Source organism: Streptomyces seoulensis, assembly GCF_004328625.1.
Classification (GTDB): Bacteria; Actinomycetota; Actinomycetes; order Streptomycetales; family Streptomycetaceae; genus Streptomyces; species Streptomyces seoulensis.
The window spans coordinates 4,969,821-4,996,211 of record NZ_CP032229.1; the positions used below are offsets into that span (position 1 = coordinate 4,969,821).

Annotated in this window: 16 protein-coding genes; 12 read left to right on the plus strand and 4 right to left on the minus strand. The window is 69.6% G+C overall.

Features of this window, described 5'->3' with window-relative positions; translation table 11 throughout:
• Position 1 precedes the first annotated feature (1 nt).
• Entirely contained in the window at positions 2-1,714 is a 1,713-nt protein-coding gene (locus D0Z67_RS22860) for a bifunctional phosphatase PAP2/diacylglycerol kinase family protein (protein ID WP_031181613.1), read from the minus strand.
• 166 nt (positions 1,715-1,880) lie between these two features.
• The gene (locus D0Z67_RS22865) at positions 1,881-5,693 is read right to left on the minus strand and encodes a GH92 family glycosyl hydrolase (protein WP_199812188.1); all 3,813 of its coding nucleotides are present in this window, start codon (positions 5,691-5,693) and stop codon (positions 1,881-1,883) included.
• Positions 5,694-6,035: 342 nt separating this feature from the next.
• Between D0Z67_RS22865 and ngcE the strand changes: the two genes are divergently transcribed.
• From ngcE to D0Z67_RS22910, 9 genes are all read left to right on the plus strand, one after another.
• Positions 6,036-7,481 carry an N-acetylglucosamine/diacetylchitobiose ABC transporter substrate-binding protein gene (gene ngcE / locus D0Z67_RS22870; RefSeq protein ID WP_031181615.1) on the plus strand — a complete coding sequence of 482 codons (1,446 nt, stop codon included), beginning with the start codon at positions 6,036-6,038 and terminating at the stop codon, positions 7,479-7,481.
• 72 nt (positions 7,482-7,553) lie between these two features.
• Entirely contained in the window at positions 7,554-8,480 is a 927-nt protein-coding gene (locus tag D0Z67_RS22875) for a carbohydrate ABC transporter permease (RefSeq protein ID WP_031181616.1), read from the plus strand.
• Positions 8,481-8,484: 4 nt separating this feature from the next.
• Positions 8,485-9,402 carry a carbohydrate ABC transporter permease gene (locus D0Z67_RS22880; RefSeq protein WP_031181617.1) on the plus strand — a complete coding sequence of 306 codons (918 nt, stop codon included), beginning with the start codon at positions 8,485-8,487 and terminating at the stop codon, positions 9,400-9,402.
• A 339-nt stretch (positions 9,403-9,741) separates the two neighbouring features.
• Positions 9,742-10,953 (plus strand): ROK family transcriptional regulator, encoded by a 1,212-nt coding sequence (locus D0Z67_RS22885; RefSeq protein WP_031181618.1) that lies wholly within the window; start codon positions 9,742-9,744, stop codon positions 10,951-10,953.
• A gap of 133 nt (positions 10,954-11,086) precedes the next feature.
• Positions 11,087-12,190 carry a sugar ABC transporter substrate-binding protein gene (locus D0Z67_RS22890; RefSeq protein ID WP_031181619.1) on the plus strand — a complete coding sequence of 368 codons (1,104 nt, stop codon included), beginning with the start codon at positions 11,087-11,089 and terminating at the stop codon, positions 12,188-12,190.
• Positions 12,191-12,363: 173 nt separating this feature from the next.
• Positions 12,364-13,155 carry an ATP-binding cassette domain-containing protein gene (locus D0Z67_RS22895; protein WP_031181620.1) on the plus strand — a complete coding sequence of 264 codons (792 nt, stop codon included), beginning with the start codon at positions 12,364-12,366 and terminating at the stop codon, positions 13,153-13,155.
• Entirely contained in the window at positions 13,152-14,444 is a 1,293-nt protein-coding gene (locus D0Z67_RS22900) for a sugar ABC transporter permease (RefSeq protein WP_031181621.1), read from the plus strand. The genes D0Z67_RS22895 and D0Z67_RS22900 overlap by 4 nt, the downstream gene beginning before the upstream one ends.
• A gap of 210 nt (positions 14,445-14,654) precedes the next feature.
• The gene (dxs, locus tag D0Z67_RS22905; RefSeq protein WP_031181622.1) at positions 14,655-16,592 is read left to right on the plus strand and encodes a 1-deoxy-D-xylulose-5-phosphate synthase; all 1,938 of its coding nucleotides are present in this window, start codon (positions 14,655-14,657) and stop codon (positions 16,590-16,592) included.
• Between the two features lie 145 nt (positions 16,593-16,737).
• Positions 16,738-18,240 carry an amino acid permease gene (locus D0Z67_RS22910; protein WP_031181623.1) on the plus strand — a complete coding sequence of 501 codons (1,503 nt, stop codon included), beginning with the start codon at positions 16,738-16,740 and terminating at the stop codon, positions 18,238-18,240.
• Positions 18,241-18,269: 29 nt separating this feature from the next.
• Here the strand turns inward: D0Z67_RS22910 and D0Z67_RS22915 are convergent, their stop codons facing one another.
• Positions 18,270-18,662 carry a PIN domain-containing protein gene (locus tag D0Z67_RS22915; protein ID WP_030802734.1) on the minus strand — a complete coding sequence of 131 codons (393 nt, stop codon included), beginning with the start codon at positions 18,660-18,662 and terminating at the stop codon, positions 18,270-18,272.
• A gap of 72 nt (positions 18,663-18,734) precedes the next feature.
• Between D0Z67_RS22915 and D0Z67_RS22920 the strand changes: the two genes are divergently transcribed.
• Positions 18,735-19,754, plus strand: coding sequence for a PLL family lectin (locus D0Z67_RS22920; protein WP_031181624.1), 1,020 nt, complete (start codon positions 18,735-18,737; stop codon positions 19,752-19,754).
• Between the two features lie 177 nt (positions 19,755-19,931).
• Positions 19,932-21,038, plus strand: a complete 1,107-nt coding sequence (locus D0Z67_RS22925; RefSeq protein WP_031181625.1) for a PLL family lectin — start codon at positions 19,932-19,934, stop codon at positions 21,036-21,038.
• Between the two features lie 16 nt (positions 21,039-21,054).
• Here D0Z67_RS22925 and D0Z67_RS22930 read toward each other — a convergent pair whose 3' ends face one another.
• Positions 21,055-22,131, minus strand: coding sequence for an LCP family protein (locus D0Z67_RS22930; protein ID WP_031181626.1), 1,077 nt, complete (start codon positions 22,129-22,131; stop codon positions 21,055-21,057).
• Positions 22,132-22,513: 382 nt separating this feature from the next.
• Between D0Z67_RS22930 and D0Z67_RS22935 the strand changes: the two genes are divergently transcribed.
• Positions 22,514-26,338, plus strand: a complete 3,825-nt coding sequence (locus D0Z67_RS22935) for a bifunctional glycosyltransferase/CDP-glycerol:glycerophosphate glycerophosphotransferase (protein WP_078873375.1) — start codon at positions 22,514-22,516, stop codon at positions 26,336-26,338.
• Positions 26,339-26,391 lie beyond the last annotated feature (53 nt).

Sequence of the window (26,391 nt, forward strand, 5' to 3'; positions counted from 1 at the left end):
GTCAGCTCTCCCGGTTCGGGACCAGCACGGTCAGCGCGCCCGGCACGACCTCCACCGAGAGCCGGGTCCCGGTGCCGACCGGGTCGCCGTCGATCTCCCGGGGCTCGGGGGCGTCGAAGGTGAACTCGGCCCGCCGGAAGGTACGGAACTCCGGCTGCCCGTCACCCTGTTCGCCGTCCCCCTTGCGGCGCAGCAGCGCGCTCACCGTGCGCAGCCAGCCGCCGGCGCCCTGCGGGTCGAGGATGAGCAGGTCCAGCGCGCCGTCGTCGGGGCGGGCGTCCGGGATCAGGCGCAGACCGCCCTGGAGTTCGCCGGTGTTGCCGACGAGCACCATGCGGGCCGTACGGCGCAGCGGCCGGCCGCCGTCCAGACGGACGCTCAGGCTCATGCGGGGGCCGCGCATCGCCTTGGGGGCGGCCAGGACGTACGCGGGCCAGCCCAGCATCGCCTTGGCCCGGTCGTGCTCCTCGGCGTACGTCATCATCGCGGCGTCCAGGCCGACGCCGGACATCACCGCGAAGTGGGTGGCGGGGAGGCCGTCGCCCTCGACGCGGGCGAGGTCGATGACACGGGGCGCGCCGCCGAGGGCCGCGTCGAGCGCCTCGGCCGGGGTGAGCGGGAGGCCGAGGTTGCGGGCCAGGAGGTTGCCGGTGCCGAACGGCACGACGGCCAGCGGGACCCCGCTGCCGGCCAGCCGGTCGGCGGCCGCGCGGACCGTGCCGTCGCCGCCGCAGACCACGACCAGCGCGGCACCCTCGTCCAGCGCTTGGGCGGTCTGGCCGCCGCCGGGGTCGGCGGCGGTCGTCTCGATGAACACCGGCTCGTGGTGGTCGTGCTGGGCGAGGACCCGGCGCAGCTCGTCACGGGCGCTCTCGTCGACGGTGGTGGGGTTGACGATCACCGCGACCCGGCCCGGCAGCCGCTCGGCGAGGGCGGCCCTCGGGACCTCGGGCAGGGCGGCGGGCGCCGACACCCGGCCGTCGCGGAGCAGGGCGTGCCCGACGATCAGCAGGGACAGCGCGCCGTTGATCATGCCGCCCGCCACGTCGGTCGGGTGGTGCATGCCCCGGTACAGCCGGGAGAGGGCCACGAGGACCGGCAGCAGGAGCAGCAGCGCGGCGAGCACGCGCCGCCAGGGGCTGCGTACGCGGGACAGCACGAGGACGGCGAGGCCGCCGTAGACCGCGGTGGCCGCGCCGGTGTGGCCGGAGGTGTAGCTGGAGGTCGGCAGGGAGCCGTCGAGCCGGTGCACATCGGGGCGCTGGCGGTCCACCGCGATGGTGATGACCAGGAACACCAGCGACTGGAGCGCGACCCCGAGCGCCAGGAACGACACCTGACGCCACATCGGCAGCCGGGGTATGAAGATCAGCGCCAGGCAGGCCGCCAGCGTCACCCCGATCACGGTGCCCGTGTTGCCCAGCTCGGACCCGATCGAGGACAGCGTGGTCAGGGTGGAGGTACGCAGCCGCTCCAGGCCCCGGTTGACGCCGTCCTCGGCCGTCATCGGCCACACGTGCTTGGCGGGGCCGGTGATCAGGAAGCCGATGCCGATCATCAGGACGGCCTGGCAGACGGCCAGCGCCCCGATGGAGGCGGCCGCCCGTGCCACTCCGCGTGGCAGCGTGCGGGGGCGCCCGGTGGAAGTCGTCCTGACGGGGCGGGTCCCGTCCTCGGGCAGGCCCGCTGATCTCTCCGGTACGGCGGTCGGCATCGGTGCAACTCCTCGGCTGGGTCGGCGGGGCCGGGCCGGACCGCACGGGCCCGACCCACCGGCTAATGCCCCCTGAACGGCCAAGCAGACGGCACCGGCCACCAGGAACACGAGGAAGGGACGGCCCCGGCCCGGGACCGCCCCTCCACCCGTCGATCCGGAGCCGTCAGGCCAGCAGTTCCACCTCCGCCAGCGTCGACTCCCCGTCCAGCACCAACCGGTACTTGGTGTAGGCACCCGGTGCGGTCACGCTGAACGCCCGTGTCTGGCGGTCCCAGGCGAAGGACTCACCGGAGCGCTTGTCCAGCGTCTGCCAGGCCGTCCCGTCGGTGGAGCCCTGGAGGGTCCAGCCGGTGGGCGCCTTCGTACGGTCCGCCGACGAGGTCAGCGTGTACTGCACCGCCTTGGTGGCGTCCCCGTCCGAACCGGTGGGCAGGTCCACCGAGGTGACCGCCGCGCTCGTCGCCGAGGTGTTGTCGAACAGCGCGCCGTCGCCCTTGAGCACGTCCGCGCGCGGGGTCGGCACCTTGTCGTCCTCGGTGACCGACACCGGGGCGGCGTCCTTGCCCGAACCCCACGACGACGGCCTCGGACCCATCGAGAAGTCCAGGACCCCGCCCTTGGAGAGCAGCGAGTGGGGGAGCGAAGTGGAGTTCCAGGAACGGCCGTTGAAGCGGACACCCTGGATGTACACATTGCGGTCGCTGTTGTTCGGTGCCTTGATCACCAGATCCCGCCCGTTCTCCAGGTGGACAGTGGCCTTCTTGAACTGCGGCGAGCCGATGGCGTACTCCCCGCTGCCCATGACCAGCGGGTAGAAGCCGAGCGAGGAGAAGAGGTACCAGGCCGACTGCTCGCCGTTGTCCTCGTCGCCGTGGTAGCCCTGCCCGATCTCGCTGCCCGTGTAGAGGCGGGACAGCACCTCGCGCACGTTCTTCTGCGCCTTCCAGGGCTCGCCGGCCGCGTCGTACATGTAATTCACGTGGTGGGCGACCTGGTTGGAGTGGCCGTACTGGCCCATCCGGACGTCCCGCGCCTCGGTCATCTCGTGGATGACACCGCCGTAGGAGCCGGTGAACTCCGGGGACGCGGTCTCCGGGGTGGCGAAGTACTCGTCCAGCTTGTCGCCGAGGGCCTTGCGGCCGCCGTACAGGTTGGCCAGGCCCCGGCTGTCCTGCGGGGCGGTGAAGGCGTAGCCCCAGCCGTCGGTCTCCGTGTAGTCGTATCCCCAGACGCGGGGGTCGTACTTGGCGGAGTCCAGGCGCCAGTCGCCCTTGGCGTCGCGGCCCTGGAAGAAGCCGGCCTTCGCGTCGAAGAGGTTCACGTAGTCGCGGGCCCGGTTGAGGAAGTAGGCCGACTCCTCCTTGTACCGCTTCTCACCGGTCTTCTTGTAGAGGGCCTCGCCCATCTTGGCGATGCCGTAGTCGTTGACATAGCCCTCCATGGCCCAGGAGAAGCCCTCGCCTGTGTCCGTGCTCGTGTAGCCGAGGAAGGGCGAGGTGGCCATGCCCTTGCGGCCGACGCCCGAACTCGGCGGTACCACGGTCGCGTTCTTCACCGCCGCGTCGTACGCCGCCTTCGCGTCGAACTTCACGCCCTTGACGTAGGCGTCCGCGAACGCCACGTCCGAGGAGGTGCCAGTCATCAGGTCGGCGTAGCCGGGGGAGGACCAGCGGGAGGTCCAGCCGCCGTCCTTGTACTGCTGCACGAACCCGTCGACCATCTCGCCCGCCTGGGACGGCGTCAGGAACGAGTAGGCGGGCCAGGTGGTGCGGTACGTGTCCCAGAAACCGTTGTTGACGTACACCTTGCCGTCGACGATCTTGGCGCCGGTGTGCGTCGGGGTGTCCGGGCTCGGCATCGGGGAGAACGGCGAGGCGTACTGGTCCTTCCCCCCGACCTTCTCGAAGCCCGAGTTCGGGTAGAGGTAGAGCCGGTACATGCTGGAGTACAGCGTGGTGAGCTGCTCCGGGGTGGCGCCCTCCACCTCGACCCTGCCGAGGATCTTGTCCCAGGCACGCTGGGCGCGCGCCTTGACGGTGTCGAAGGAGGTGCCGTCCGGGATCTCCTGGCGCAGGTTGTCCTTCGCCTGGTCCAGGCTGATCAGCGAGGTCGCCAGGCGCAGGGTCACCGTGCGGTCGGCGCCCGCGGCGAACCGCAGATAGCCCTTGACCCCGCTGGAGGAACCCTCGGTCACCGGCTTGTCGAAGGTGCCGTAGACGAACAGCCGGGTCGCGCCCGTGGACAGCCCCGACTTCACGTCGGAGTAGCCGGAGACGATCCCGTGCTCCTTGTCCAGTGTGAGGCCCGCCTGCTCGGTGACGTTGTCGAACAGCACGCTCGCGTCGTCGCCGGGGTAGCTGAAGCGCAGCACGGCCGCGTGGTCGGTCGGGGTCATCTCGGCCTTGAGGCCGTTCTCGAACTTCACCCCGTAGTAGTACGGCCGGGCCGTCTCGTTCTCGTGCCGGAAGGCCAGCTCACGGGCCTCGCGGCCAGTGTCCGGGGTGCCCTTGGCGGCCGACGGCATCAGCTGGAAGGTCTGCCGGTCGCCCATCCACGGACTCGGCTCATGGCTCGCGCTGAACGCCTGCACGGTCGGCAGGTTGTCCTCGTTGTTGGCCCGCGCGTACTCGTACAGCCAGCTCAGCGAGGACGCGTTGGTCACCGGGGTCCAGAAGTTGAACCCGTGCGGCATCGCGGCGGCCGGGAAGTTGTTGCCGCGCGAGAAGCTGCCGCTGGAGTTGGTGCCGCGCGTGGTCAGCGCGTAGTCCGACAGATGCGCCTTGGGCCGCTCGGGCGCCACCCGCTTCAGCGCCACGTCGTCCACCCAGCCGCGGAACTTCGCCGGGCCCTTGGGGGAGTCGTAGGCGACGAGAATCCGGTCGACGGTCTTGCCGGCCGCCACCTCGCCGATCCGGGACGCCACGTCGTTCCACTGGTTGACGTACAGCACCTTGGCGTCGCCCTGGCCGCGCGGGGTCAGCGGGAACCCGTGCTGGTCGCTCGCGCCGAGCTGGCTGAGATAGGTGCCGTCGGTGAAGGCCAGGTCCACGCTGACGTTGGTGGCGTCGTAGTCCCGGTCGCCGTCGGCCATCGACGGGAAGAGGCGGTACGACAGCCGGGTGTCGCGGGCCACCTTCACATCGACGTCGAAGACCTTGTTGTACGAGTAACCCCGGCCGTCGGCGGTGTGCCGTCCGGCGTAGCGCAGGGCGTGGGTGCCGGTGAAGCCCGCCCGCGCCTTGGCGGTGGGGGAGCCGCTGGGGCCCTTGTCGACGAGGCTCAGCATGTCCTGCGGCGCCGGTCCGTCACCGCCGCCGGTGGAGAACTGCACGTCGGCCAGCTGGAGCGCGTCCGAGGCGCCGTTGTTCTTCGTCACCTCCAGGCGGAGGTGCTGATACTCGGCCGGTTCGGTGAGCTGGTACGACTTGGTCCCGAACCGGTCCGGGAAGGTCTCGCCGGTCCGGGTGTCGAGGGTCTTCCAGTCCTTGCCGTCCGTGGAGCCCTGGAGCTGCCAGTCCTTGGGGTCGCGCTCGGCGTGGTCGTTGGCCGAGGTGAGCGCGTAGGCGGCGAGCTTCACCGGCTGGTCCAGGTCGAACTCCACCCAGCCGGTGGGTGCGAACGTCAGCCATTTGCTTCCGGGATCGACATCGGTGAGGTTCTCCTTCACCTCGCCCGCGCCGGTGTTCTCACCGCTCGCCCGCAGATCGGTGACGTGGTCGGTGACATTGCCCGGAATGCCGTTGCTGTAGCCGCCGTCCACGCCCGAGGAGCGCTTGGCGCCGCCCGGCCCGGTCTCGACGGTGTTCAGCCAGTCCGGCGCCGGATCGCCGGACTCGAACGAGGACGCGAACTCCGTGGCGGCGCCAGGAGTCCGGGCCGGCACGGCGACCGCCGCTCCCTGCGCGCCGACGCCCATGACAAAGGCGGTCGTCAGGACGACCGCCGGAGTCCATCTGTGCCGAGATCTCCGCTGCATCTACGGATTCCCCTCCCGCGCTTACTGCCGGACAACGTTGTCAACTTGCTGCGCAGGAACCAGTAGGTGGTCAAGTGGCCGGTGATGTCAAGGGTGTTGGCTGCGGCATTCAGGGGGCTATATCGGTAATTCATCCGGCAGGGTGTGCGGAGCCCGGCGATATTTCCAGCAGGTCTCAACTCGGAAAAGACCGGCGGCCGACCTTGCATTCGATCTTGCCCCCTTGGCGGGAAGTGGACTATACCTGTCGGCGTTTCCTGCACGAGCCAGCACAACCCGACCGCGGTGCCGGGGGGAGATCCGGTTCACCGCCTGAGTCCTGGAGAAGGCGAGGACTTGAGCATGGGTTCCACCGGACAGCATGGCAGCGAGGGCGTCGGCCGTCGTGAACTGATCAAGCGCAGCGCGGCGATCGGCCTGGTGGCCGCCCCCGGAATGGGGCTGCTGTCGGCCTGCGCGAGCAGCGGCGGCGACGGGCAGGACAAGGCGAAGGCGGGCAAGAAGACCGCGAAGAACCCGCTGGGCGTCAACGACACCGCGAAGCTGGACTTCGTCCTCTTCGACGGCGGCTTCGGCAAGGAGTACGCCGAGGACGCGGTGAAGCTGTACGAGAAGGACTTCCCCAAGGCGCAGGTGAAGTTCTCCGCCACCCAGAAGATCCAGTCCACCCTCCAGCCCCGCTTCAACCAGGGCAACCCGCCGGACCTCATCGACAACTCCGGCGCCGAGCAGATGGACATGGGCGTCCTGGTCGGCAAGAAGCAGCTCGCCGACCTCACCCCGCTGCTGGACGCGCCGTCCTACGACGATCCCTCCAAGAAGGTCCGCGACACCCTGCGGCCGGGCATCGTGGAGATGGGCCAGTTCGACGGCGACCCGGTGTGGATCCTCAACTACGCCTACACCGTGTACGGCGTCTGGTACTCCCAGAAGGCCCTGGACGGGCTCGACGAGAAGTACCCGGAGACCTGGGACGACATGCTCAAGGTCTGCGCCAAGGCCAAGAAGAAGGGCATCGCGGGCTGGACCTACGCGGGCAAGTACCCGTACTACCTGCCCTTCTCGCTCTACCCGATGATCGCCAAGGTCGGCGGCCGCGAGGTGCTGGACGCGATCGACAACCTGGAGCCCAACGCCTGGAAGCACCCGGCCGTCAAGGCGTGTTTCGAGGCGTACTACGAGCTGTTCCAGAAGGGCTACATCCTGCGCGGCACGCCCGGCCTCGACCACATCCAGTCGCAGACCGCCTGGGCCAAGGGCAAGGCGCTGTTCATCCCCAACGGCTCCTGGGTGGAGAACGAGTCGGCCAACGTGATCCCGGCCGACTTCGACCTGGCGGTGTCCGCGCCGACCGGCATCGACAGCTCCGACAAGATGCCCTTCGGTACCATCTGGGCCTCCGGCGGCGAGCCCTTCGTCGTCCCGGCCAAGGCGGCCAACCCCGAGGGCGGCATGGAGCAGCTGCGCGTCATGCTCTCCGAGGCGTCCTCGCGGAACTTCACCTCCAAGGTGAAGTCGCTCTCCGCGCTGAACGGCGGCATCGACGGCATCGAGCTGACCCCCGGTCTGAAGTCGGGCGTGGCGGCGCTGGACAAGGCCGGGGACAACGTGGTGAACCCGCGCATCCCGGACTGGTACGTCCAGCTGGAGAAGGAGAAGATCGGCGTCGGCGGCCTGGGCGAGATGATGGCCGGCCGGCTCACCCCGGCCGAGACGGTCAAGAAGATCCAGGGCTTCGCCGACGAGGCCGCCAAGGACACCTCCATCAAGCACTACAAGCACAAGTAACACCCCCTCACGGGTTCGTCACCAGCGGCAGCACATGTCCCAGTACGTGTCCAGGAACGGGGTCGTCCGGCAATGCAGCACGGCAAGTACGGGTTCATCACGGGGTTCCTCGCGGCCCCGCTCGGGCTCTACGCACTCTTTGTGATCTGGCCGTTCATCCAGTCCATCTACTACTCGTTCACGGACTGGACCGGCCTGAGCCCCGAATTCAGCATGGTCGGTGTCGACAACTACACCCGGATGCTGCACGACGACATCTTCTGGAAGTCGTTGACGCACAGCCTGCTCTTCGCCCTGCTTCTGCCGCTGGTGACACTCGGCATGGCCCTGTTCTTCGCTTTCATGATCAATGTGGGCGGCCGGCACCGAAAAGGCGGTCCGGTGGTCACCGGAGTGCGCGGTTCCGGCTTCTACAAGATCGTCTATTTCTTTCCGCAGGTGCTCTCGATCGCCATCGTGGCCCTGCTGTTCGCCTTCGCCTACAACCCGGACAGCGGCGCGATCAACTCGTTCCTGCGCGGTATCGGCCTCGACTCGCTCCAGCCGCTCTGGCTCGGTGATCCGAGTCTTGCCCTGTGGTGCGTGATGGCGGTGCTGGTCTGGTCCACCACCGGCTTCTTCGTGGTGCTGTTCAGCGCCGGCATGGCCTCGATCCCGGCCGAGCTGTACGAGGCGGCGCTGCTGGACGGAGCCGGCCGCGCGACCACCTTCTTCCGGGTCACCCTGCCGCTGCTGTGGGACACCGTGCAGTCCGGCTGGGTCTACATGGGCATCCTCGCGCTCGGCGCCGAGTCGTTCGCGGTCGTGCAGATCATGACGACCGGCCCCGGCGGCCCCGACTACTCGACCACGGTGCTGGTCCTGTACGTGTACCAGAAGGCGTTCCGGGACGGTCAGGCCGCCTACGCCACCACCATCGGCGTCGCCCTGCTGGTCGTCACGCTCGCGTTCGCCGCGATCGTGATGCGGCTGGGCCGCCGCGAGCGGCTGGAGTACTGAGCCCATGACAACCACCGACGCTCCCGTCCCGCCCCCCGCGCCCGTCGTCAAGACCGGCCCGGCCGTCCCGCCCGGCTCCGGCGCCCGCCGCCGCTCCGACGGCTCCGTCCTGAACGTCTTCTCGCACGGCGTGCTGGTCATCTGGGCGGTGATGGTCGTCCTGCCGCTGGTGTGGGCGGTGATGACCTCGTTCAAGGACGACAGCTCCATCTTCGGCTCGCCCTGGGCGCTGCCGGACAGGCTGCACTTCGACAACTGGTCCCGCGCCTGGTCCCAGGCCCATATGAGCGACTACTTCCTCAACACCGTTCTGGTGGTGGGGGGTTCGCTGATCGGCACCCTGGTGCTCGGCTCGATGGCGGCCTATGTGCTGGCCCGCTTCGACTTCCCGGGCAACCGCTTCATCTACTACCTGTTCGTCGGCGGCATGAGCTTCCCGATCATGCTCGCGCTGGTCCCGTTGTTCTACGTCGTGAACAACATGGGGATGCTGAACACGATCCACGGACTGATCCTGGTCTACATCGCCTACTCGCTGCCGTTCACGGTCTTCTTCCTGACCGCTTTCTTCCGCACTCTGCCCACCTCGGTGGCGGAAGCGGCCTTCGTGGACGGCGCCTCGCACACCCGGACCTTCTTCCAGATCATGCTGCCGATGGCCAAGCCCGGCCTGATCAGCGTGGGCATCTTCAACTTCCTCGGCCAGTGGAACCAGTACATGCTGCCGACGGTGCTCAACACCGACCCGGACAAGAAGGTGCTCACCCAGGGACTCGTCCAACTCGCCGTCAGCCAGGGCTACAAGGGCGACTGGTCCGGCCTCTTCGCGGGGCTGGTGATGGCGATGCTGCCGGTGCTGGCCGCGTACATCGTCTTCCAGCGGCAGGTGGTCGCGGGGCTGACCGCGGGCGCGCTGAAGTAACCCGTACCGCTTCCAACCGGCCCCGGTGCGTCCCACCGGGGCCGGCGCACGTCCGGACACCTGCGGTCACTTTGCGATCGTTACCGGTCACCCCGCGCGAACCCCGCCGTCAGCCCCTGAAGCCACTCCTGGTCACAGCCTCGTCACGCGTTGAAACCCACTCGGAGGAGGGACGGCGGATCGGGGCGGGAGCCAGCTATTTCCGTCAAGGACTTGACTGCGGTTACCCCTTCAGCAGAGCTTGGAGTTCATAACTTGTAAGTGGCCCGGTTCCGCAGATGTGACCTGGGCCACGGGCGGCGATGGGGCCGCCCGCCGATGTCGGGAGTGGATGGGTCGATGGAGACTCCGGGGTCGCAGTCGTCGCTGCACCGAGCCAACCTGGAACGAGTCGTACGGGCGGTGCGGCTGGCCGGGTCGCTCACGCAGGCGGAGATCGCCCGTACGACCGGCCTGTCCGCCGCGACGGTCTCCAACATCGTGCGCGAGCTGAAGGACGGCGGGACCGTCGAGGTCACGCCCACCTCGGCGGGCGGCCGCCGGGCCCGCAGCGTCTCGCTCAGCGGGGACGCCGGGATAGTGATCGGCGTCGACTTCGGCCACACCCACCTGCGTGTGGCCATCGGCAACCTGGCCCACCAGGTGCTCGCCGAGGAGTCCGAGCCGCTGGACGTGGACGCCTCCTCGACGCAGGGCTTCGACCGCGCCGAGGAGCTGATCGACCGGCTGATCGAGGCCACCGGCGTGGACCGGGGCAAGGTGGCCGGGGTCGGCCTCGGCGTACCGGGCCCCATCGACGTGGAGTCGGGCACCCTGGGCTCCACCTCGATCCTGCCCGGCTGGGGCGGCACCCGGCCCGCCGAGGAGCTGCGCGAACGGCTCGGCGTGCCCGTGCACGTGGACAACGACGCCAACCTGGGCGCCCTCGGCGAGCTGGTCTGGGGCAGCGGCAAGGGCGTGCGCGACCTGGCCTACATCAAGGTGGCCAGCGGGGTCGGGGCGGGCCTGGTGATCAACGGCCAGATCTACCGGGGGCCCGGCGGGACGGCCGGGGAGATCGGGCACATCACCCTGGACGAGGGGGGCCCGGTGTGCCGCTGCGGCAACCGCGGCTGCCTGGAGACCTTCACCGCCGCGCGGTACGTCCTGCCACTGCTCCAGCCGAGCCACGGCAGCGCCCTGACCATGGAGGGCGTGGTCCGGCTGGCCCGGGACGGGGACCCCGGCTGCCGTCGCGTCATCGCCGACGTGGGCCGGCACATCGGCAGCGGCGTGGCCAACCTGTGCAACCTGCTGAACCCCAGCCGGGTCGTCCTGGGCGGCGATCTCGCCGAGGCCGGGGAACTGGTGCTGGCCCCCATCCGGGAGTCCGTGGGACGCTATGCGATCCCCAGTGCGGGGCGTCAACTGTCCGTGCTTCCAGGGGCACTTGGTGGCCGTGCCGAGGTGCTCGGGGCACTCGCGCTGGCACTGAGCGAAATGGGCGATTCGACCCTGCTCGACGGCTCCGCCACGGCCTCGCTGCCCGTGGTCGCTCCTGCCTTCACTTAGATAACGGATGGCACCGTTGCCATCTCGTTAAGGATTTACTTCTTGACGCCGAACGCGTGGCCGAGTTGACTTCCAGCCACCTCGGCCGCAACGACGCGGCCTCGTCAGGGAGGTTTCTGAAGTGAACACGCGTATGCGTCGTGCGGCCTTCGCCGTTGCTGCTGGTGCCATGGCCGTTTCGCTGGCCGCCTGTGGCAGTGCCAAGGAGTCCAGTGGCGGTGCCGACAAGTCCGCCGACAGCAAGAAGAAGGGCGACGCGATCACGGTCGGCCTGCTCCTTCCGGAGAACCAGACCGCGCGTTACGAGAAGTTCGACCGTCCGCTCATCGAGAAGAAGGTCTCGGAGCTGACGAACGGCAAGGGCAAGGTCGTCTACGCCAACGCCAAGCAGGATGCGACCCAGCAGAACCAGCAGGTCGACACCATGATCACCAACAAGGTGGACGTCCTGATCATCGACGCGGTGGACGCCGCTGCGATCAAGAACTCGGTGCAGAAGGCCAAGGACGCCGGCATCCCGGTCGTCGCCTACGACCGCCTGGCGCAGGGCCCGATCGACGCCTACACCTCGTTCGACAACGAGACCGTCGGCAAGACGCAGGGCGAGGCCCTCCTGAAGGCCCTGGGCTCCAAGGCCAAGTCCGGCAAGATCGTCATGATGAACGGCTCCTCCACGGACCCGAACGCCGCGCAGTTCAAGAAGGGCGCGCACGACGTCCTCGACGGCAAGGTGAACGTCGGCAAGGAGTACGACACCAAGGAGTGGAAGCCGGAGAACGCCAACTCCAACATGGAGGGCGCCATCTCGGCCCTGGGCAAGAAGAACATCGTCGGCGTCTACTCCGCCAACGACGGCATGGCCGGCGGTATCATCACCGCCCTCAAGTCCGCGGGCATCGCCAACGTCCCGGTCACCGGCCAGGACGCCGAGCTCGCCGGTGTGCAGCGCATCGTCTCCGGTGCCCAGTACATGAGCGTCTACAAGCCGTACGCCCCGGAGGCCGACGCCGCCGCGGAGATGGCCGTCAACCTGGCGCAGGGCAAGTCGCTCGACTCCGTCGCCAAGGACAAGGTCGACAGCCCCACCACCAAGGGTGTTCCGTCCATCCTGGTCGCCGTCACCTCGCTGACCAAGGACAACATCAAGGACACCGTCATCAAGGACGGCGTCTACACGGTGTCGGACATCTGCACCGCCCAGTACAAGGCCGCCTGCGACAAGGCCGGCCTGAAGTAACCGACGGACCCCTTCCCCCGCCGGCCGGATACCCGCCGGCGGGGCGGCAAGGGCCGCTCAAGGCTCCTCCGGCGCCCCGCGCACTACACAGCCCCGCAAGCTCGGCGCGGGGCGCCGGACGGAATTCCCCCAAACTTCTGCACAACCTCCCGCCGGGTCAGGCGGCGAAGGAGATGGTTCACGTGTCCGCTACGCCCGTGCTGGCGTTGCGCGGAGTCTCCAAGCGATTCGGTGCCGTCCAGGCGCTCACCGATGTCACGCTGGAGGTCCACGCCGGTGAGGTGGTCGCCCTGGTGGGCGACAACGGTGCCGGAAAGTCCACGCTGGTCAAGACGATCGCCGGCGTGCACCCCATCGATGAGGGTGTCATCGAATGGGACGGCAAATCCGTCCAGGTCAACAAGCCGCACGACGCCCAGAACCTGGGCATCGCGACGGTGTACCAGGACCTCGCGCTGTGCGACAACATCGATGTCGTCGGCAACCTCTACCTGGGCCGGGAGATCCGCCGCGCGGGCGTCCTGGACGAGGTCGAGATGGAGCGGCGCTCGCGTGAGCTGCTGGACCAGCTCTCGATCCGCATCCCCAGCGTCCGTATCCCGATCGCCTCGCTCTCCGGCGGTCAGCGCCAGGTCGTGGCCATCGCCCGCTCCATGCTCGGCGAGCCCAAGCTGGTGATCCTCGACGAGCCGACCGCCGCGCTCGGCGTCGAGCAGACCGCCCAGGTCCTCGACCTGGTCGAGCGGCTGCGGGAGCGCGGCCACGCCGTGATCCTGATCAGCCACAACATGGCCGACGTCAAGGCGGTCGCCGACAAGGTGGCCGTGCTGCGCCTGGGCCGCAACAACGGCGTCTTCGAGGTCAAGTCGACCTCGCAGGAAGAGATCATCTCCGCCATCACCGGCGCCTCGGACAATGCCGTCACCCGTCGTGCGGCGCGCACCAATGGGGAGATCAAGAAGTGAGCATCGAGAAGACCTCCACCCCCGCGGGTGACGCCGCCGCGGTGAACCCGGAGGCCGCCCCCGGCGCCGGTGTCGCCGTCGACCCCCGGCTGCTCGTCCGCGAGCAGGGACTCGCGGGCTACGTGGGCGAGTTCAAGCGCAAGATGAAGGCCGGCGACCTGGGCTCGATGCCCGTCGTGGTCGGACTCATCGTCATCTGGATCATCTTCCAGAGCCTGAACTCCAACTTCCTCACCGCGGGCAACCTCTCCGACATCTCCGTCGCCATGGTCGGCACGGGCATGATCGCCGTCGGTATCGTGTTCGTCCTGCTGCTCGGCGAGATCGACCTCTCGGTCGGCTCCCTCTCCGGTGTCGCGGGCGCGACCTTCGCGGTCCTGAACATCACCCACGGCATGAACGAGGTGCTGGCCTTCGTGCTGGCGATCCTCACGGGCACCGTCGCCGGCGCCATCCAGGGCTTCTTCTTCGCCAAGATCGGTGTGCCGGCCTTCGCCGTCACCCTGGCGGGACTGCTGTTCTGGAACGGCCTGATGCTCAAGGTGCTGGGCGACAACGGCACGATCAACCTGAACAGCGACGGCCTGGTCGCCAACCTGACCAGCTACTACTTCTCCGACGTGGCCGCCGCCTACGGCCTGGCCGCCGTGGTGACGGTGCTGTTCTTCGTCAGCTCCTTCCTCGGCAACAAGCGCCGTGACGCCGCCGGGGTGCCGTCGAAGCCGCTGAGCGAGATCATCCTGCGCACGGTCCTGCTGGGCCTGGTCTCCTTCGCCGTGGCGATCGTGTTCAACCAGTACAAGGGTCTGCCGCTGGCGGTCGTGATCTTCGTCGCGGTCCTCTTCGTCACCGACTTCGTGCTGCGCCGCACGGCCTACGGCCGCAAGGTGTTCGCGCTCGGCGGCAGCGTCGAGGCGTCCCGCCGTGCCGGTATCAACGTGGACCTGGTCCGCATCTCGGTGTTCGCCATCTCCGGCACCTTCGCGGCGCTGGGCGGTCTGTTCATCGCCTCCAAGATCGCCTCCGCCAACCAGGGCGCGGGCGGCGGTGACCTCCTGATGAACGCCATCGCGGCGGCCGTCATCGGCGGTACCTCCCTCTTCGGCGGCCGCGGCCGCACCTGGAACGCGCTCCTCGGTGTGCTGGTCATCGTCTCGATCCAGTACGGCCTGGCCCTCCAGGGCATCCCCTCCCCGGTGCAGTACATGATCACCGGTGGCGTCCTGCTGGCGACCGTCGTCATCGACGCGGTGACCCGCAAGACCCAGAAGTCGGCCGGTCGCGCGTAAGCTCGGCAGGCTTCGCGGAGCCCGGCGCGATGGAGCGCCGGGCTCCTGCGTTTTCCCTGGTCGCATCCCCGCTCGTGGGGGGTGCGGCCGTTCGTATGACCCGTGGGAGAACCCAGGGGGCACCGCCCGGCCGTCGGCCGCCGGGGCGGAACATTAGACTCATCAAGCCCGGCAACAGCTCGATCAGCTCATACTTGCAAGGAGGCACGGGTGCCGCTGCTGACCCGCATCACGGGACCGCGCGATCTGGACCGGCTCAGCCTGGAGGAGCTGAACCAGCTTGCTGAGGAGATCCGGACCTTCCTCGTGGAGGCCGTGTCCAAGACCGGCGGTCACCTCGGCCCGAACCTCGGTGTGGTGGAGCTGACCCTCGCCCTGCACCGGGTCTTCCACTCGCCCGCCGACAAGGTGCTGTGGGACACCGGCCACCAGTCCTACGTCCACAAGCTCCTCACCGGGCGCCAGGACTTCTCCCGCCTGAAGATGAAGGGCGGCCTCTCCGGCTACCCGGCGCAGAGCGAGTCCGAGCACGACGTCATCGAGAACAGCCACGCCTCCACGGTGCTGGGCTGGGCCGACGGCATCGCCAAGGCCAACGAGCTGAAGAAGTCCGACGACCGCGTGGTCGCGGTCATCGGCGACGGCGCGCTGACCGGCGGCATGGCCTGGGAGGCACTGAACAACATCGCCGAGGCCAAGGACCGCCCGCTCGTCATCGTCGTCAACGACAACGAGCGCTCCTACGCGCCCACCATCGGCGGCATGGCCAACCACCTGGCCACCCTGCGCACCAGCGACGGCTACGAGCGCTTCCTCGCCCGTACCAAGGACCTGCTGGACCGCACCCCGGTCGTCGGCCGCCCGCTCTACGACACCCTGCACGGCGCCAAGAAGGGCCTGAAGGACTTCATCGCCCCGCAGGGCATGTTCGAGGACCTCGGCCTGAAGTACGTCGGCCCGATCGACGGCCACGACATCGAGGCGCTGGAGTCGGCGCTGGCGCGCGCCAAGCGGTTCGGCGGCCCGGTCATCGTGCACTGCCTCACCGAGAAGGGCCGCGGTTACCAGCCCGCCCTCCAGGACGAGGCCGACCGCTTCCACGCGGTGGGCAAGATCCACCCCGACACCGGCCTGCCCATCGCCTCCTCCGGCGCCGACTGGACCTCCGTCTTCGGCGAGGAGATGGTGAAGCTCGGCGAGGAGCGCGAGGACATCGTCGCGATCACCGCGGCCATGCTCCAGCCGGTCGGCCTGGACAAGTTCGCCAAGCGCTTCCCCGAGCGCGTCTACGACGTCGGCATCGCCGAGCAGCACGGCGCGGTCTCCGCGGCCGGCCTCGCGCACGGCGGGGTGCACCCGGTCTTCGCGGTGTACGCCACCTTCCTCAACCGCGCCTTCGACCAGGTCCTGATGGACGTCGCCCTGCACAAGTGCGGCGTGACCTTCGTGCTGGACCGCGCCGGTGTCACCGGCACCGACGGCGCCTCCCACAACGGCATGTGGGACATGTCGATCCTCCAGGTCGTGCCCGGCCTCCGGCTCGCCGCCCCGCGCGACGCCGACCAGGTCCGCGCCCAGCTGCGCGAGGCCGTCGCCGTCGAGGACGCGCCGACCGTGGTCCGCTTCTCCAAGGGCGCCGTCGGCCCCGCCGTACCGGCCGTGCGCCGGGTGGGCGGCATGGACGTGCTGCGCGAGCCGGGCACCGAGCGCCCGGACGTGCTGCTGGTGTCGGTCGGCGCGCTCGCCCCGATGTGCCTGGAGATCGCCGGCCTGCTCGACAAGCAGGGCATCTCCACCACCGTGGTCGACCCCCGCTGGGTCAAGCCGGTGGACGAGGCGATGGCCCCGCTGGCCGAACGGCACCGGGTCGTCGTCACCGTCGAGGACAACAGCCGCGTCGGCGGTGTCGGCTCCGCGATCGCCCAGGCGCTGCGCGACGCGGGCGTGGACATGCCGCTGCGCGACTTCGGCATCCCGCCCCGCTTCCTCGACCACGCCTCGCGCGCCGAGGTCATGGCCGAGATCGGGCTCACCGCCCCCGACATCGCCCGCCAGGTCACCGGTCTGGTCGCGAAGATCGACGGCCGCTTCGGGCAGGACACGGACGCCACGGACGCCATGGACTCGGTGGAGTCCGCGCGCGAGTAGTACCCGAACGCCACGCTCCCGGGCCGGTTCTGCTGCCTTCTCAGGTGGCGGAACCGGCCCGGTTGCGTGAACCTGCCATTGCCGGGGCACACGCACCCCGACCCTCTCGATCATGTCGAGGACGACAAGCGTGGGAGGTAGGTACGTGAGTACGCTCTTCCGTACGAAGAACGTCGAGCAGTCCATCCGGGACACCGAGGAACCGGAGCATTCGCTCAAGAAGTCCCTCTCCGCCCTCGACCTGACCGTGTTCGGTGTCGGTGTCATCATCGGCACCGGCATTTTCGTGCTGACCGGCCAGGTGGCCAAGAACAGCGCGGGCCCGGCGGTGGCCATCTCCTTCGTCGTCGCCGGTGTGGTCTGCGGCCTGGCGGCGCTCTGCTACGCAGAGTTCGCCTCGACGGTCCCGGTCGCGGGGTCGGCGTACACCTTCTCGTACGCCTCGCTCGGTGAACTGCCCGCCTGGACCATCGGGTGGGACCTGGTGCTGGAGTTCGCGCTCGGCACGGCGGTGGTGGCGGTCGGCTGGTCCGGGTACATCCGGTCGCTGTTCGACAGCTGGGGCTGGCACCTGCCGGCGTACCTGTCCGGGCGGGACGGCGCGAGCGGGTTCGGCTTCGACATCCTGGCGGCGGCCCTGGTGCTGCTGCTCACCTGCGTGCTGGTCGTCGGCATGAAGCTGTCCGCGCGGATCACCTCGGCGGTCGTCGCGATCAAGGTGATCGTCGTCCTCATCGTGATCGTGGCGGGCGCGTTCTTCGTGACCGGCGACAACTACAAGCCGTTCATCCCGCCGTCCCAGCCGCAGGAGGCGGGCGGCGACCTCAAGGCGCCGCTGATCCAGCTGATGTTCGGCTGGGCCCCGGCCAACTTCGGTGTGCTGGGCATCTTCACCGCCGCCTCGGTGGTGTTCTTCGCGTTCATCGGCTTCGACATCGTCGCCACCGCCGCCGAGGAGACCCGCAACCCGCAGCGGGACATGCCGCGCGGCATCCTGGGCTCGCTGTTCATCTGCACGGTGCTGTACGTGGCGGTGTCCCTGGTCGTCACCGGCATGCAGAAGTACACCAAGCTGTCGGTGGAGGCGCCGCTCGCGGACGCCTTCAAATCGCTCGGGCATCCCTGGTTCGCGGGCATCATCAGCTTCGGCGCCGCCGTCGGCCTGACCACGGTGTGCATGATCCTGCTGCTCGGCCAGACCCGGGTGTTCTTCGCCATGAGCCGCGACGGACTGCTGCCCCGCTTCTTCTCCCGCGTCCACCCGCGCTTCCGCACCCCGCACCGGCCGACCATCCTGCTGGGCGTGATCATCGCGATCATCGCGGGCTTCACCAGCCTCAGCGAACTGGCCGAACTGGTGAACATCGGCACCCTGTTCGCGTTCATCGTGGTGGCGATCAGCGTGATCATCCTGCGCCGGACCCGCCCCGACCTGCCGCGCGCCTTCCGCACCCCGCTGGTTCCGGCGCTGCCGATCGTGTCGGTGTGCGCCTCGCTGTGGCTGATGCTGAACCTGCCCGCCGAGACCTGGCTGCGGTTCGCCATCTGGATGCTGATCGGCTTCGTCGTGTACTTCCTCTACGGCCGTACGCACAGCCGCCTGGCCCGCGGGGAGGACCAGCCGGCCGAGACCCCGAAGGCGACCTGAGCCACGCGCCGGTCCGCGCTGCGGGACCCTCAGCCGAGGGCCGTACGCGGGCCGGCGACGTCGGCGCCCAGCGCGCCCACCCGGCGCCGCAGCTCACGGTCGGCGGTCACCACGAGGCGGTCCCGGTCGGCGGACCCGGCGACCAGCTCCACGATCCAGTCGTCGCCGCTGCCCGGCGCGGACTCCACCCGCACCCCCGGCACCGACTCCACCCCGCGCGCCGCGCCCTCCACCACCAGCACGATCTCCGCCGGGTCGGTCCGCCCCGGCAGCCCGTCACTGGCGAGCCGGTCCCGCAGCCGCTCCGCGGCCCCCTTGCGGTCCTTCCACCAGCCGTCCGGCCGCGAGCCCATCACATTGGCACAGTCCACGATCGCCAGCAGAGGATCGTCCTGACCCGGAACACCGTGTACGTCGTCCATGGGGCCAGGGTCCCACGGGAGCCGCCCGGGGGCGCGGTCCGGAGCCCGGAGCAGGCAGCTTATGGTGATGCGGTGAACGGCGACTGGCTCATACGCGGCCGCGACGGCCGGCTCGGTGTCTACCACCCCACGGACGACGGAGTCCTCTCGCGGGCGGAACACCGGCCGGGCGGCGGCTGGACCGCCCCGCGCAGGGTGGGCGGCGAACAGAAACTCCGTCCCGGCCTCGGTGTGGGCCAGGGCGCCGACGGCTATGCCCACCTCGTGTCCTGGCACCCGGCGGCGGGCGGTGAGGCGGTCCTGACGCACTCCACGCACTACCGCCCCGACCTCACCGCCATGGACTGGACCCCGCTCGGCCACCCCAACCGCACGGGGCCCGCCACCTCCGACCCGGCGGTGGCGGTGGACCACCAGGGCCGGGCCCATGTCTTCGTGGTCAACGGCGGCCAGGGCCTGAGCATGGTCGCCCAGCGGGAGAAGGGCGGCTGGGCCCCCTGGCGCGATCTGAACGGCTCACGCGTCCAGAACGGCCTGGCCGCGGTGACGGGGGAGACCGGCCTGGTCGGGGTCTACGGGGCGGTGCCCGGCGGCATCGTGCACTGGACCCAGGAGAAGCCGGGCAAGCAGATCACCATCACCGAGTCGCTGGAGGCGCGGGTCCGCCCCGGCACCCTGGCCGCGCTCGCCACCTCCGAGCAGAGCACGACCGTGTTCTGGACCGACACCGAGGGCATGCTCTGCGCCTGGCGTCCCGGCCGGCCGCCCGTGGCGCTGCTGCCCGCGGCCGGACCCGGCCCGGTGAGCGCGGTGCGCTGCCGGCTCGACGGCCACGACTGCACCGTGCTGGCGCAGCGCGCGGCGAGCGGCCGGGTGGCCGTCGCCGCGTATCCCACGGAGGCGGAGTCGGCGGGCGCCTGGTGGGCCGAGTCCGGCCCGGTGCTGCCCGAGGACGCGCGGGTGTTCCTCGCGGGCGGCGCGGACTCCGGCCGGCTGACCGCGGCCGCGCTCTCCCCGTCGACCGGGCGGCTCGTCCTCACCCACCGCAAGGACGAGCCGGGGCTCGCGCTGGAGCCGTGGCGGGACGTCTGATCCCCGCCCCGCCCCGGTTGGGGTCCTGGGTGTCGTACACGGGGCGGTGACCGCGCCTGGGAAGGCCAGGTGAAGGGTCCGTGGGGAACTGGTGAGCGAGCGGCCTATGATGTTGCGGGTTTTCCATCGGGATGTCCGTATCGGCGATACGGCACGCTGCGGGAGGGTGCACACGCCATGCGGAGAAGGCCGGCGGGTACCGCCGCTCGCGGCACCCTCACGGGCGGGTCGGGGCGGACCGCGACCGGTGCGGCCAGGGGGCGCTGGCTCACCCTCGGCCGGGACGGGAGGCTCAGCCTCTACGCACCGGCCCGCGACGGTCTCCTGCGCTGGACGGAGACGACGCCCGGCGGCCCCGGCTGGTCCGGGCCGCACCACGCGGCCGTCGCCGGGCTGACCCACCTGTCGGTCACGCAGGGCGCCAACGGCTATGTGCACTTCCTCGGCCGTCGGGAGCGGGCCGCCGCCGACGGCGCGCGGAACGTCGACATCGTGCACGCCACCCAGTACCAGACGGGCCTCGCGGTCACCGACTGGCGCTCGCTGGGCAGCCCGCACCCGGACCGGGCGGAGAGCGCGCGGCTCGGGCCGCCGTGCGGCGCGGTCGCCTCCGACGGCACCGTCCACGTCTTCGTACGCGGGGCGCGCGGCGGGCTGCTGCTGCGACGCGAGGACTCGAAGGGCCAATGGCGCGGCTGGGAGGACCTGGGCGGCGCCGGAGTCGACGCCCTGCCCGCCACGGTGGCGTTGAGCGGGGGCCGGATCGAGGTGTGCGCCGCGGCGGAGACCGGGGCGTTCGTCTGGCTCCAGTCGCGTCCCGGCGGTGACTTCTCCGCGCCACGCGGGTTCTCGCTCCGCCCGCGCCCGGGCACCGTGTCGGCGCTGGAGACGTCGCCGGACCGCGCCGCGTTCCTCTGGACGGACGCGGAGAGCGGCGAGGCGCATGCCTGGCGGCCGGGCGGCTCACCTGTGGGGCTCGGCGGCGCGGGGGCGGACCAGCCGTACGCGGCGGTCCGCACCTCGCTGGACGGGGGTGACTGGACGGTGCTGGCCACCCGCGACGCCACGGGGTCGGCGGTGCTCGGCATGGGGATGACCGGGCAGGAGGCAGACGGCTTCTGGTGGCACGCTCTGGCCGCCTCCTGCCAGGGCGCGCCCACGCTGGCGCTGGACGGCCGGGGCCGGGTGGCCGTGGCGCTGGTCGGCGCCGACGGGGTGCCGATGGTGGCCCGTCAGGAGGACGGCCGGGCCGGGCTCGTCCTCACCGACTGGCAACGGCTGTGAGTACCCGCGTGCCGGCTCAGCCGCCGGTGGCAGGGGACTTCTTGGCCGACTCCGGGATCTCGGAGTCGCTCCGTATCGCCTTCCACAGCTCGCCCGCCTGAGGCATCGCGGCCACCACTCGGTTGGGGTCGATCCGGTCGTAGGCGACCGGCAGCATGATGGTCTCCATGTTCGCCGGGTCGACACCGTTGAGGCTGCGGCCGAACTCCGCCAGCTTGGTCAGCGACGCCAGCTGGGAGTCGGTGGTGAGCGCGGCGGTCAGCTTGTCGGCGATCGTGTACGCCTTCGTGGGGCTGCCCATCAGGTCCTGCTTCTTCACCTCGCTGAGCAGGGCGAGCATGAACTGCTGCTGGAGGCCGATGCGTCCGAGGTCGCTGCCGTCGCCTATGCCGTGCCGGGTGCGGACGAACTGGAGGGACTGGGTGCCGTCGAGGCGGTGGGTGCCCGCCGTCAGGTTCAGGCCGCTGGAGGAGTCGTGGATGTCCTGCGGGACGGTCACCGTGACTCCGCCGATCGCGTCGACCAGGCCCTTGAAGCCGGCGAAGTCGATCTCCATGTAGTGGTCCATGCGGACGCCGGACATCTGCTCGACGGTCTTCACCACACAGGCCGGACCGACCTGCGAGTAGATGGAGTTGAACATCACGCGGTTCGCGCCGGGCACCTTCCCGCCGTCGGCCTTCGTGCACTCGGGCCGGGTCACCAGCGTGTCGCGGGGGATGCTCACCGCGACGGCCCTGGTGCGGCCCTCCGGTATGTGCATCACCAGCGCGGTGTCGGAACGGGCACCGGACACATGGCCGGTGTGGAGCGCGGCGTTGGCGCCGTCCCGTGAGTCGGAACCCAGTATCAGGAGGTTTTGCCCCGAGGTGGGCAGCTTCTGAGGCCGGTCGTCACCGATGGCCTTGTCGAGGTCGACGCCCTTGATGTTGCGGTCCAGGCCGCTGTAGAGCCAATAGCCGGTGCCGCCCGCGGCGAGCAGCAGGACCAGCAGGATCAGCAGTACGACGCGTCCGCGGCGCTTTCTGGGCCTGGGTGACGTGCTGTCACCCGGTGGCGTCTGGGCAGGGCGGGGCTCGGTGGCATACGTCATCGGTGTGTCGGGTCCTCTCCGGACAGGCTCCGCGAGTGCGGAGTCGTAGGGCCCGGTGGGGGGAGGCCGGCCCAGCGATCTTTGTGAAGCGGTATGTGAAGCGGTAGGGGAGAACTATAAGCAACTCCTGTCGGTCATTTGAGGGCAGAGAGCGTCCGCGACCAGGCAAGGATGACGTAAGGCTCGTCTTGACCTTGGTTAAGATTCACATAAGATGTGTTGAAACTGTGAGCGGCGACGGCCAAAAGTTCGCCTCATGTTCGCAGATCCGTGTGACGCCCAGGGTGCCTGGGGCTGTCCGGGCGTGCCGATAGACGGGGTGGACGTCCAACGTGGCGGGGCACGCCCTTCGTTGGACGGCATGTGCGGGTAGGAGCATGAGTTGGCGGATCGTCCGCGTCTGAGCATCGTGGTTCCCTTTCAGGACGTGGAGGTCTACCTCACCGAGTGCCTGGAGTCGATCGCGCGCCAGTCGTTCCGTGACTTCGAGGTGATCCTCGTCGACGACGGCTCCTCCGACCGCTCGGCGTGGATCGCCGCCGGCTTCTGCGCGGCCGATCCCCGCTTCCGCCTCGTCCGCCAGCACTCGCACGGCCCGGGTCACGCGCGCAACACCGGCCTTCGCGCGATGCATCCGCGCGGTGAGTTCCTGGCCTTCGTCGACGGCGACGACGTGATACCCGAGTACGCCTACGAACTGCTGGTGCGCACGCTGGAGGAGTCCGGTTCGGACTTCGTCTCGGGCAACGTGCAGATGATGAACTCCACCAAGAAGTGGCAGTCCCCGCTGCACCGTTCTCCCATGCAGAAGTCCCGGCGCGGCACCCACATCACGAAGTTCGACGCGCTCATCTACGACCGCACCGTGTGGAACAAGGTGTTCCGCCGCGGCTTCTGGGACGACCAGCGCATCACGTTCCCCGAGGGCGTCATGTACGAGGACTCCTGGGTCAACATGTACGCGCACTTCCGCGCGGCCAAGGTCGACGTCCTCACCGACATCGTCTACTTCTGGCGTCGCCGCGACGGCGGTGCGGCCCCGTCCATCACGCAGCGGTACACCGAACTCTCCAACCTGCACGACCGGGTGACCGCCGTGATGGCGGTCAGCCGTTTCCTCACCGACGAGCGGTCCAACGCCGGCAAGGACAGCAAGCGCAAGTACGACACCGCCTGCCTGAAGTCCGACCTGATGCTGCATCTGAAGATGCTTCCGGACGCGGACGAGGAGTATCAGCAGGCGTTCATGACGTGGGCCAACTGGTTCCTCGACCAGGCCGACCCCACCATCATCGACGAACTGCCCGCCGAGGCACGGGTGAAGTGGCTCCTGGTCCGCGACTGGCGGCTGTCCGAACTGCTCGAAGTGGTCCAGTTCGAACGCAAGGGCGGCCCCATCCCCGTCCAGCGCCGCTTCCGCCGCTATCTGAAGTACCCCTTCCTCGGCGACCGGGGAGTCGGCCTCGACAGGAAGGCGTACCGGCTCGACCAGGAGTTCTCCCTCGCCGGGACACTCAGCGCGGCGCGGTGGAGCCCGGACGGCGACGAACTGAACCTCACCGGCACCGCGTACGTCCGTTTCCTCAACGTCCACAAGAAGCACATGTCGGTCAAGGCCATCGCGCTGCGCAACAAGAAGCAGGGCCGCATGGTCGTCACTCCGGCGCGCACGACCTACGCCCCGCAGGCCACCGAACACTCCAAGCAGAATCGTTACTGCTACGACTGGGCGGGTTTTGAGACCCGTATCGACACCTCCCGGCTGAAGAGCAAGGGGGAGTGGGTGGAAGGCACCTGGGACGTGGCCGCCGGTGTCCTCAGCCGGGGGCTGTTCCGCTACCGGGGCATCAGCCGCGGAAGCGTGGGCACGGGCGCCAACCCGCCCCACCGGTACGTCGACAAGAACACGCGGGTGCTGCCCGTCTTCCTCCAGGGCAAGCTCAAGCTGCGCGTGGAAGTCGTGCGCTGCCGCATCACCAGCCACCGGATAGCGGGCGACCAGCTCGAACTGCGCGGTGTCTATCTCGGTCCGACGGTGCCGGAGTGGGGAAAGCTCCGGGTCGCCAGCATGAACGGCGCCGGGCGCCACGACGCGTGGGCCCACTTCACCCCCGGCGGCGAGGGCTGGAGCGGCTTCACCGTCCGCATACCGCTGCGGGTGCTGGTGCCCGGCTCTCGCGCCGACGTGGCGGCCGGTCAGGAAGCGCCCCAGTCCTGGAACATGGGCAGCAACGGCTGGAAGACCACCTTCCACGTCGAGGGCCGCAAGATGACCATCTATCCGGTGATGGCCGACGACACCGCCGACGGCCACTACCGCATGCCCGCCGCGCTTCAGACTCCGGAGGGCGACCGGGAGATCGTCGTCCACCGCAACGGCTCCGGGTACCTCGTCCTCTTCGAGCGCGCCACGCTGCCCACCGTCACTCACGCCGCCTGGCGCCCCGACGGCGCACTGGAGATCGCCGGCCGGTACGGTGCCGCCGACCGGCTCTCGGCCCAGGAGTACCGCGACGCCCACCTGGTGGTGCGCTCCCGTGCCCACGGGGCCGAACGCGCGGTCCCGCTGACCTGGGACGGCAAGCGCTTCAGCTCCGTCCTCACCCCCGCCGCGATGCGGACCCTGGCCGGCGACATCCCCCTCGCCGCCGGGCGCTGGGACTTCTTCCTGCGCCGTCAGGACCCCTCGACCGTCTCCCGCGAGGACCGGCTCGAAGACCTGATGTGCAAGATCGAGCAGAGTCTCATCGACGACTTCCCGCAGGACCGCGAGGAGAACGAGCGCCGCTACGAGCTGCAGGCCGAGGCGTACGACCGCCTCTCCCTGCTGGTGCACTCCGCGATGCCCGACCATGCCCGCGGCCCCTACCGGCAGAAGCTGCTGCGTACCCATGCGTATCCCGAGGCCCGCCGGAAGCCGGTGCGCCCCGCGATCCTCTTCGACGCGTTCAAGGGCACCCAGTACTCCGACAGTCCGCGTGCCCTGCACGAGGAACTGGTACGTCGTCACTCCGACCTGGAGCACCTCTTCGTCGTCCGGGACGATCAGGTCCAGGTGCCGCCCACGGCCACTCCGGTCCGCATGTGGTCGCCGGAGTGGTACGAGGCCCTGGCCACCAGCCGCTACGTCGTGGCCAACAACCACCTGCCCGACTGGTTCCAGAAGCGGGAAGGCCAGGTCGTCGTACAGACCTGGCACGGCACACCGCTGAAGAAGATCGGCCATGACATCGAGGCCATCCACTTCGCCGACCAGAGTTACCTGGAGCGCGTGGCGAAGGAGGTGCTGAACTGGGACATGCTGGTCTCGCCCAACACCTTCTCCACCCCGATCCTCCAGCGCGCCTTCGGATTCGAGGGCGAGATGGTCGAGTGCGGTTACCCCCGCAACGACGTGCTGCGCCGGTCCGGCACCGAGGGCCGGCGGGAGGAGATCCGCCGCAGGATCGGCCTGCCCGGGGGCAAGCGGGTCGTCATGTACGCCCCGACCTGGCGCGACGACCAGTTCTACGCACCCGGCAAGTACAAGCTCGACTTCCGGATCGATCTCGCGGACGCCCGCGCGCGGCTCGGCGAGGACCACGTGCTCCTTGTCCGTCGCCACCCCAATGTGGTGGACCCCGTGCCGAGCGCCGGGGACGGTTTCGTCTTCGACGTCTCCGACTACCCGGACATGGCCGACCTGTCGCTGATCACCGACGTGATGATCACCGACTACTCGTCCCTGATGTTCGACTACGTCAACACGGGCCGCCCCATCCTGTTCTTCACCTACGACCTGGACCACTACCGGGACACCCTGCGCGGCTTCTACTTCGACTTCGAGCAGAGCGCCCCCGGCCCGCTGCTGCGCTCCTCGGAGGAACTGGTCGGCGCCATCCGGGAGATCGACCACATCCAGGAGAGCTACGCCGACCGGTACCGCCGCTTCCGGCGCGACTTCTGCGATCTGGACGACGGCTACGCGGCGGCCCGCCTCGCCGACCGCATGCTCATCGCGGGCGGCGACCTGGCGCCCGCGCAGGCATGGGCCCCGGCGGTGGGCACGTCGGCCGCGCGGCCTCTCGCGTCCTTCGGGGCCGGGCAGGTGACGGAGAACCTGGTGAACGCGATACCGGCTCCCGCTCCCGCCGCGTTCGGCGGCCGCGTCGACGTGTCGGCGATGCTTCCGGGGCAGAGCCGGGTGACCGAGAACGTGGTTGTGTGAACACGTCGCCGCCGTCCACGGCCGCATCGGCGCGCCCTCGCCGAGTCCGTCCG

Coding starts and splice junctions, on each gene's coding strand:
- D0Z67_RS22885 (WP_031181618.1), top strand. CDS start 9,742: ATGGAGACTCCGGGGTCGCAGTCGTCGCTGCACCGAGCCAACCTGGAA.
- D0Z67_RS22895 (WP_031181620.1), top strand. CDS start 12,364: ATGGTTCACGTGTCCGCTACGCCCGTGCTGGCGTTGCGCGGAGTCTCC.
- D0Z67_RS22865 (WP_199812188.1), bottom strand. CDS start 5,693: ATGCAGCGGAGATCTCGGCACAGATGGACTCCGGCGGTCGTCCTGACG.
- D0Z67_RS22890 (WP_031181619.1), top strand. CDS start 11,087: ATGCGTCGTGCGGCCTTCGCCGTTGCTGCTGGTGCCATGGCCGTTTCG.
- D0Z67_RS22925 (WP_031181625.1), top strand. CDS start 19,932: ATGCGGAGAAGGCCGGCGGGTACCGCCGCTCGCGGCACCCTCACGGGC.
- D0Z67_RS22915 (WP_030802734.1), bottom strand. CDS start 18,662: ATGGACGACGTACACGGTGTTCCGGGTCAGGACGATCCTCTGCTGGCG.
- ngcE (WP_031181615.1), top strand. CDS start 6,036: ATGGGTTCCACCGGACAGCATGGCAGCGAGGGCGTCGGCCGTCGTGAA.
- D0Z67_RS22880 (WP_031181617.1), top strand. CDS start 8,485: ATGACAACCACCGACGCTCCCGTCCCGCCCCCCGCGCCCGTCGTCAAG.
- D0Z67_RS22860 (WP_031181613.1), bottom strand. CDS start 1,714: ATGCCGACCGCCGTACCGGAGAGATCAGCGGGCCTGCCCGAGGACGGG.
- D0Z67_RS22875 (WP_031181616.1), top strand. CDS start 7,554: ATGCAGCACGGCAAGTACGGGTTCATCACGGGGTTCCTCGCGGCCCCG.
- D0Z67_RS22930 (WP_031181626.1), bottom strand. CDS start 22,131: ATGACGTATGCCACCGAGCCCCGCCCTGCCCAGACGCCACCGGGTGAC.